At 44.0% G+C, this 1,581-nt stretch carries 1 protein-coding gene; it reads right to left on the reverse strand.

From position 1 onward, the window contains the following. Positions 1 to 270 precede the first annotated feature (270 nt). Entirely contained in the window at positions 271 to 1,560 is a 1,290-nt protein-coding gene (locus DW657_RS13240) for an IS1380-like element IS612 family transposase (protein ID WP_005814044.1), read from the reverse strand. Between the last annotated feature and the right edge of the window lie 21 nt (positions 1,561 to 1,581).

Consider the following 1,581-nt stretch of genomic DNA (forward strand, 5'->3'; position numbering starts at 1 on the left):
TGGAATGAAGTATCTCGTAAAGAAAAAGTAAAATAATGAGACTTCTATGATACATTAATGAGACTTCCCGGCATCAGAACCGAGAAGTATCATTCTTTTTCCTAAAATCCGCAACTATCATCCAATACACGATTAAGGGTAGATTTATGAGTCGTTAGTAGCAGCTTTCAGTAAAAAGCAACAGCACAACATCAATATGTAGCCACCATCCCCTTACCCCACGATGCGACTTGAGGTAATACGCAGATTCAAACCGGAAAGAAAGGATTCTTATCCGAATTCTGTTTTGAAGGGTTTTGCATAAGCTCGGTTCTCTGTGTAGATATTCAGCACGTATTGCCTTGCAGTCATGATCCACTTGGCAGGTACGGAGATGAATCTGAAGACAAAAGCCTTTATGCGACTCGTTTTCTTGAGCCCAAAAGCCTTGGTGTCAAGCCTGCTCATGATGGTCTTGTAGAAATTGTGTATCAATGCAGTAAGCAGAAGAAAGACAGTATTCTCCGCCATGAATGACTTGGGGAGCCTGCTCCAACCGAATCCGTTGTTCATGTCGTCAAAGATACGTTCCTTGCCGCCACGCAGATTGTAGAATTCAACAATGTCCCTTGTCGATGACTTGTAATCGTTGGTCAGAATACAACGGTAAGTGTATTCGCCTTCCCACAGGTCAAGGTCGCCACTGTTGCGTCTTTGTCTCTGGATGACAAGACGATAGCACTTGCCTTCCCATTTCTCAACGAGAATGGAATTGAGTTCGAACTGGATGCCGTTAATCTCCTCCGTCTTCCATCCTCTCAGAGCAAAGATGTCATTGTAGAGCGAACTGCATCGGTTGGCACGGATGTAGAAATGTTTGCAATGCTTCTCTATCTCACTGACGATTTCCTTCGAGCAGGAACCGCAGTCTGCCCTGAAGCGATTTACACGGATGTTCTGGGATTCCAGAAGAGCGAAGAATCTCTTATGGGTGTCTGCCTGATGAAAACGCACATTCGTGTTACCATCGCTGTTCTCGATATAGACTATCTTGTCACCGATAACATATACGCCAGGCCTGTAGCCGAGGAACTTTTTGTAGGTCGGTTTTGCATCATACTTCTCCGTTTCAAGGAACTGATGGTCAAAGTCAACATCGTATTCCTCAATTTCCTTCAACTCGCCTGTAGAAACCAAAGCGTTTATAAGCAATGTGTTGAGTTTGTCTGCAGTATTGAAATCATAGGTCTTGCCTTGGTCGGAAGTATAGGAGATGTTTTCCTGTGTCAGTTCCTTGATGGCTCTGAGGATGGTATCAGAGCTGCATGTACGAAGGGTAGGATGATACGAGAGATGGCGCATCAGTTGTGACGTTACATCTTCCACGCATGAGCCGCCACAGAAATAAACGCTCATCAGCGAACGGACTATCTCGCTGAACTGATATCCGAAGATACTGCTGCATCTCTGACCCAGTGTTGAGTCGATAACGGGTGAAAGCATGGAGTCAAATTTCTCCATGATTGAAAAAATTCCTCCAAAAGGTGTGAGTTTCTCAGATTTAATTTGTATTTTTGCCATGTCATATTAGAGTTTTGCTTG

The organism is Prevotella sp. AM23-5 (genome assembly GCF_003473645.1).
Classification (GTDB): Bacteria; Bacteroidota; Bacteroidia; order Bacteroidales; family Bacteroidaceae; genus Prevotella; species Prevotella copri_A.

Bases quoted from the DNA above. Each gene is read 5' to 3' on its own strand.
- DW657_RS13240 (WP_005814044.1), bottom strand. From the start codon at position 1,560: ATGGCAAAAATACAAATTAAATCTGAGAAACTCACACCTTTTGGAGGA.